The 6,244-nt window shown below is 50.0% G+C and carries 5 protein-coding genes; 1 reads left to right on the top strand and 4 read right to left on the bottom strand.

Features of this window, described 5'->3' with window-relative positions; genetic code table 11:
• Positions 1-335 (top strand): hypothetical protein (locus RM811_RS00790; protein ID WP_402519797.1); only part of this gene is annotated, 335 nt, incomplete at its 5' end.
• A 199-nt stretch (positions 336-534) separates the two neighbouring features.
• Here the strand turns inward: RM811_RS00790 and RM811_RS00785 are convergent.
• The 4 genes from RM811_RS00785 to RM811_RS00770 all read right to left on the bottom strand — a co-directional run bounded on the left by RM811_RS00785 (position 535) and on the right by RM811_RS00770 (position 5,900).
• Positions 535-2,115, bottom strand: a complete 1,581-nt coding sequence (locus RM811_RS00785) for a FadD3 family acyl-CoA ligase (protein WP_402519794.1) — start codon at positions 2,113-2,115, stop codon at positions 535-537.
• 375 nt (positions 2,116-2,490) lie between these two features.
• Positions 2,491-3,603 carry a 2Fe-2S iron-sulfur cluster-binding protein gene (locus tag RM811_RS00780; RefSeq protein ID WP_402519791.1) on the bottom strand — a complete coding sequence of 371 codons (1,113 nt, stop codon included), beginning with the start codon at positions 3,601-3,603 and terminating at the stop codon, positions 2,491-2,493.
• Positions 3,604-3,633: 30 nt separating this feature from the next.
• Positions 3,634-5,334 (bottom strand): FAD-binding protein, encoded by a 1,701-nt coding sequence (locus RM811_RS00775; RefSeq protein ID WP_402519789.1) that lies wholly within the window; start codon positions 5,332-5,334, stop codon positions 3,634-3,636.
• Between the two features lie 50 nt (positions 5,335-5,384).
• Positions 5,385-5,900 carry a flavin reductase family protein gene (locus RM811_RS00770; RefSeq protein WP_402519786.1) on the bottom strand — a complete coding sequence of 172 codons (516 nt, stop codon included), beginning with the start codon at positions 5,898-5,900 and terminating at the stop codon, positions 5,385-5,387.
• Between the last annotated feature and the right edge of the window lie 344 nt (positions 5,901-6,244).

The following is a 6,244-nucleotide window of genomic DNA, read 5'->3' as shown; positions in this document are numbered from 1 at the left end:
GGATTATTGCAAAATCAAAATTCAATGTGGCGATTTCCCGTCCTTACGGAATCAAGATGACACCCAAATTTCAGCTCCGGGCAGATGATGATGGAGAAATCGTAACGGTATTAACAACATTTCCCGAGTCATACTCTGGCTATCAAACCAGAAGCGAGACCTTCACTTTAAGAAAAGTTGATAGCCAGTGGATTGCGGAGATTCCGGACTTTATCCTGAGCGATTTTAAATATGACCTGACCAGTAATTTTTCCAGCCAGCGTATCTTTTATCCACTTTATCCGGTGATGGACACCTTCAAGGTTATGATTGGTTCATTGAAACCATTGAACTAGTACATGGTTTCAATGGTTGAAATGCAGGTTGGGTCGAACGGAGTGAGCCCCAACAATTTTACCGATGATTGCAGAATGATTGCAGATAGCTTGTTGGGGCTCGCATTCGCTCGACCGAACCTTGTCACTGTCCTGCTGCGGCCTGTATTCAGCCCATATGATTAAATAAGGCCCTGTTACCACAAGACCTCATTCTTTATTACACAAGATTCTTCGCTTTTTCTCTCAATTCAAACTTCAACACCTTGCCTGATGCATTGGTTGGCAGGTTATCGACAATAGCGACATGACGAGGCACCTTATAATTCGCCATTTCATTCCGACACCAGGTCACCACATCCTCTTTGGTCAGGCTTTGTCCGCTGACCGGAATAATATAGGCCATGGCCACCTCGCCCATCCTTTCATCAGGAACGCCAACGACAGCAACCCGGGCAATCGCCTGGTGGTTACTCATCAGATTTTCAATCTCTGCGGGGTAGACATTAAAACCACCGGTGATGAACATATCCTTTATTCGGTCAGTGATCCTGAGGTAGCCCTGCTTATCCATCACACCAATATCACCGGTATGCAGCCAGCCATCTTCATCGATGGTTTCAGCCGTCGCTTCCGGATTATTAAAGTACCCCGGCATCAGGTTATAGCCCCGAATCACCACCTCACCCGGTGTGCCTGCTGCGACTTCGTTACCCTCACTATCCGCACAGCGCACTTCAATACCCGGCATCGCCCGCCCGGAGGTATTGGCAATCAGCTCCGGGTCATCCCCGGAACGGCAGATCGTTGCAAAACCACAGACTTCCGTCAGACCATAGGCCGTAATTATGGTGTCAAAGCCAAGCTCATCACGCATTTGATGAATCATAGAGACAGGAATCGCTGCCGCCCCGGTCACAGCAACTCTGAGTGAGGTGATATCAAAACGGTTCAACTCAGGATGAGCCAGAATGGATTGATAGAGTGTTGGAGGCCCTGGAAGAACGGTCACTTTCTCATCGGATACCCTCTGCAAAATGGTGGGTACATCAAATACCTGAAGCGGCAATATGGTACACCCTCTCATCAGGGCTGCCATCCAGCCTGCTTTATAGCCAAAAGAGTGAAAGAATGGATTGACGATCAGGTAACGATCCCCATCCTGCAAGCCAAGAATCGCACTGTAATCTTCAACAATCCGCAGGTTCTGACCGTGACAGGTCATAACCCCTTTTGGCTTCCCGGTGGTTCCGGAAGTAAACAGCAGGTCGGACACGGTTTCCGGTGATACCTGTCGCTGCCGGACCTGAACATCTTCCAGACCAACATCACCTGACTTTTGCAGGAAATCATCCCAGGAAATACAGTTTTCAGCTCCCTGCCCACGGAAGGTGACAATAGCCTCCAGTTCTGGCAGATCTTCATTCTGAAGCATGGCGGGATACCGCGAGTTCAGAAACTGGTCAATACAGAACAAGAACTTCGCACCACTGGCCCGGAGAACATAACCCGCTTCTGAACCTTTCATGCGGGTATTCAAAGGAACCAAAGCTGCACCGACGGTCTGTAATGCAGTGGCCGCCACAATCCACTCATAAATATTAGGTGCCCAGATGGCTACCCGATCCCCTGACTCTACGCCCATAGAAAGCAGTGAGACCGCCGCTTTTAACCGCAACTCATTAAGCTCTATAAAGCTCAGAATAATGTTTTCATCTTCAACCGCAGACCGGCTACCATAGGTGTCAGCTGCGGCATCCATCAGATCAGGGATTGTATTTATTGCTTGCAGATCAATCATAACCGGTCGCTTCTTATTCATTGTTTTTTTTGAACCACAAAGACACAAAGGCACAAAGAAAAGCTTTTATTTTTAACTTTCTTCGTTCCCACGCTCCAGAGGTTGTCGCAAAAGGGAGAATTAACACGTAACTGTCATCCCCGATACACACCGTCATCCCCGCGCAGGAGGGTGTCGCAAAACCCTCCTCGCTCCCACGCTTTTAGGCCCTGTGGGTCCTGCGTGGTAGCTGCCAGGACCCAACCACAGACACGATTCCTGTGGTTGGCTATGCATTCCCACGCAGAGCGTGGGAACGAGGTTTCTGGTGGGTTTTTCGACAGCCTCGCAGGCGGGAATGACGGATGACGGGTATTTTCTACAATGCCACTTCCCTCAATCAGGGAATTTTACCTTAACGTCACTGGACAATGGACGACATTGACAGGCCAGCGTCCACCCTTCCTCAAGCTCAGTTTCTGAAAGCACCTCATTCAGGGCCAGCTGGATTTCACCACTCTCCACCATGCACATACAGGCGCCACACATACCTTCTTCACAGGATGCCGGTGCATCGAGATCCACTTTCTGCATAGCCTGAAGCAGAGTATCCCCTTTTACATAGGCAATTTCATGAACTTCACCATCCAGCTCAACCATAAAGCCCGTAGTGGTTGAGCCTTTTGCAGCTGCTTTGGCTTCTTCGGCAGCGGCCTCTGCCTGATCAGGGTCTGGCGGAGAAACAAACCGCTCGGTATGGATACGTTCTTTAGGCTCACCCAGTCCCAGCAATGCCGACTCTACGGTATCCATAAAGGGTCCGGGACCACAGATAAAGTACTCACCACCGAGGTGCCTCTCAACCAATTGACCAACCAGGGGTTGTGTCAGGTAGCCATGCACAGAATCCAAAACATGAACCACTTCCAGACGGTCAATATTTTCAGCAATAATCGCTTTTAACGCCTCTTTAAAAATAACCGACTGGTCATCACGGTTGGCATAAACCAGTTTGATCTTACGATCGGTTGTTTCAAGAGCAGACTTCAGGATTGAAAACACCGGTGTGATACCAGAGCCTCCGCCAAACAGGACAATATCACCCGGAGGCGTTTTATGGGTGAGATGAAACAACCCCGCTGGTGCCATCACTTCAATCACGTCACCCGCTTTAACGGCATCATTAATCCAGTTAGATATACGACCACCATCCACTCTTTTGATGGTTACCTTATGCTCTGCATCTACATGAGGAGAGCTGGCCAGAGAGTAGCACCGGGTCAGCTGCTTGCCCTCATAAGGGACTTTCAGGGTCAGGAACTGACCCGGCAGATAGTCAAACTGCTCTTTAGCCCCTTCAGGAATACTGAAGACCACGGACTTGCTGTCGTGGGTTTCCTCGATGACCGCTGTTACTTTCAGACGATGGTAGCGCTGTTTTGGCGAGCTCTCTGACAGAGAATCCTGCAGAACCTCCTGCACCGCTAAAGCTTCTGAAGTACTCATCATTCAACTCCTGTGATAATACAAACCTTTCCATCAACCCGCTTCATTCGCTGTCTCCGTGCAGACTTGCTCTTCCATTACCTGTCCAGTCTCCACGCCAATCCTGGCAGCACTGCCACCGGCACGACGACCAGAGAAAATACAGTCGGCAATAGATAGACCACTGACGTATAGATTAGAAGCAACACCAACGGCATTTCTACCTGCGGAGTAAAGCCCGGAAATTTCTTCACCCTGCCGATTCAGAACCTGGCCGGTCTCTTCATTAACCCTGAGACCACCAAGAGTAATCATGGGGCAGGGGAAAACTGAGCTGTTAAAAGAAACGTCAATGGCATACCACGGTCCCTGATCGAGAGGCGCCAGGAATCCGCTGGACTTTCCAAGCTCATCTTCAGCCAGACCATTAGCCGCATCGGTGTATCGCTGGACGGTTCCAGCCAGTGCAGCCTCAGGTACATTAATCTTTCTGGCCAGTTCGGAGATGGATTTCGATTTCTTGCTGTTCAGATACATGCTAATCAAGGCGGGAGCCGTCTGAAAGAACCAGATCTTGCCCGGTAGCACCTGATTAAATGCCTGTTTGAAAAGTGCTTTATTGAGGATCAGTGTTGCCCGGCCGTTATGGTGCTCGACCATCTCATAACCCAGCTTGGCACCATATACTTCCTCGTTACAGTAGCGCTCACCCTGATCGTTCACCACGATTCCCTGCGCCCACGCCAGTGGGGGATTGATGAATCGCCAGGCACTCAATTTATCCATCCGGTCTATTGCTGCACCGGTTCCCATACCCATCTGAATACCGCTGCCATCACACCCCGCAGTTCCCAGCGGCAAACCTTCCCGGTATTTAGGGCCGTATTGCTCAACCATTTCCCGGTTTAAAATAAATCCACCCGCCGTCAGAATCACACCTTTTCGGGCGCGGATATACTGAATAACACCCGCCTCTTCTTCCAGGGCTGTAACTTTACGACGAATTTTGAAAGCTATTTTGGGCGAATAGTTGTGAAGAGAAGTTGCCAGCTGAGATAAACGTTTGTGTCTTCGGGCAGCCGGTGTATCGGCCATCAGTCGCCTGACTTCCACACCAAGAACCGCACCAGAGTCGTCACAAACCAGACGACGAACATCGCTTTGCACCTGCAATTCAACACCTCGGGCAAGTGCTGAGGCTTTTAAGGGTGCATACAAAGAAGCGCCCGATAATCCGGGACCTTTCGCCCGGTGACCGCGGGGAGCAGGCTTTGCATGTTTTGCATAACTGCCCACTGCCTCATTACCGGAATAGTAGAGATAGTATTTATCACTGGGATAGGATGTTTTAACGGGAGGAATCTGACCAGCGAATTCAACATTATGACTTTGCAGCCAGCGAAGATTGGTCGCACTTTGATCGCAGAAACGTTTTAGTGTCTCTTCTTTTACCGCATCTCCGGTCTCCTGGCGAAGATAATTAAACATCTCTTCAGGTGTATCATCAAAGCCTTCTGCTTTTTGAAATTCAGTCCCCCCGCCGGAATACACTACTCCGCCGCTACGCGCTGTGGCACCACCGCCAAAGAAGCGATCCACTGCCAGCACCGATACACAGTGATAACGAGCCTCAAGCGCAGCCGCCACACCCGAACCACCAAAACCGACCACAACCACATCACGCTCATCATGCCACTGAATCTGGTCCGCGCTCTCTACTTTTAAAGCATTTCGATCTTCGGATGGACGACTCATAAAGTCTCTCTTCTTTTTATTTTATTCTTTATAAAAAAGGGTTTTCCGAATCAGGCGGTTACCGCCTCAGCTGCTGTCGTATAGCGGCCATCAACATAAATCAACGGACTGACCTCTTCACTGTTCTGAATCTGTTTGATACGCCCAATATAAATGGTGTGCGTACCATAACTGTATTTACCATCCTGTTCACAAATCAGCACTGATTGTGCATCCGCCAGATAGGGCAAACCTTCCTTACTACTCTCCCAGTTACCGGTCAGAAACCGGTCTTCACCATGAGCCTTTCCGCCGCACATCGTGGAGACTTCTTCCTGCTCACGGCTGAGAATATTGACACAGAAATCCACACCTTCTTCCAGGAGCGCGTGCATGGCAGTGGACTGATTAACACAGACCAGCAATGAAGGTGGTTCAACAGATAAAGAAGTCACTGAAGTCGCCGCCATTGCGTGACGCTGCTCACCATTACTGGAGGAAACAATGGTGACTGAACTGGCCAGGCGGCGCATGGATTGAAGCATCTGTTCTTTCAATGGTTCTTGGCGCTGTTTGGAATTATTCATTATCCGCTCCTGGATCAATTCACTGGGAATAGATTTGCTAGCACTTACCACAGCGCTGGCTGAATTGTGTCTTTGTGACTTGAGACCATCATCGTCCAAGGAGACTAAAGACCGCTGCCCGCTGCCCGCCTCCCGCGCCCCGAAAAAGCCTTAAAAGCCGCTGTCCGTTGTCCGAAAAAGCCTCGAAATCCGGAGTCCGTTGTTTTGCTTTAATCTCGCTCCCACGCTCTGAGGGTGTCGCAAAACCCTCCGAAAGCCTCGTTCCCATGCTCTGCGTGGGAATGCATACGGATCTCGCCGCATGAAGGGCCGCCTCTCTTTGCCCGGATTAGCCTCGTTCCCAT

The sequence above is a fragment of the Endozoicomonas sp. genome, assembly GCF_031844845.1.
Classification (GTDB): Bacteria; Pseudomonadota; Gammaproteobacteria; order Pseudomonadales; family Endozoicomonadaceae; genus Endozoicomonas.
The sequence above is the reverse complement of the archived record's forward strand: the minus strand, read 5'-3'. Positions and strand labels throughout refer to the sequence as shown.

Coding starts and splice junctions, on each gene's coding strand:
- RM811_RS00785 (WP_402519794.1), bottom strand. CDS start 2,115: ATGATTGATCTGCAAGCAATAAATACAATCCCTGATCTGATGGATGCC.
- RM811_RS00780 (WP_402519791.1), bottom strand. CDS start 3,603: ATGATGAGTACTTCAGAAGCTTTAGCGGTGCAGGAGGTTCTGCAGGAT.
- RM811_RS00775 (WP_402519789.1), bottom strand. CDS start 5,334: ATGAGTCGTCCATCCGAAGATCGAAATGCTTTAAAAGTAGAGAGCGCG.
- RM811_RS00770 (WP_402519786.1), bottom strand. CDS start 5,900: ATGAATAATTCCAAACAGCGCCAAGAACCATTGAAAGAACAGATGCTT.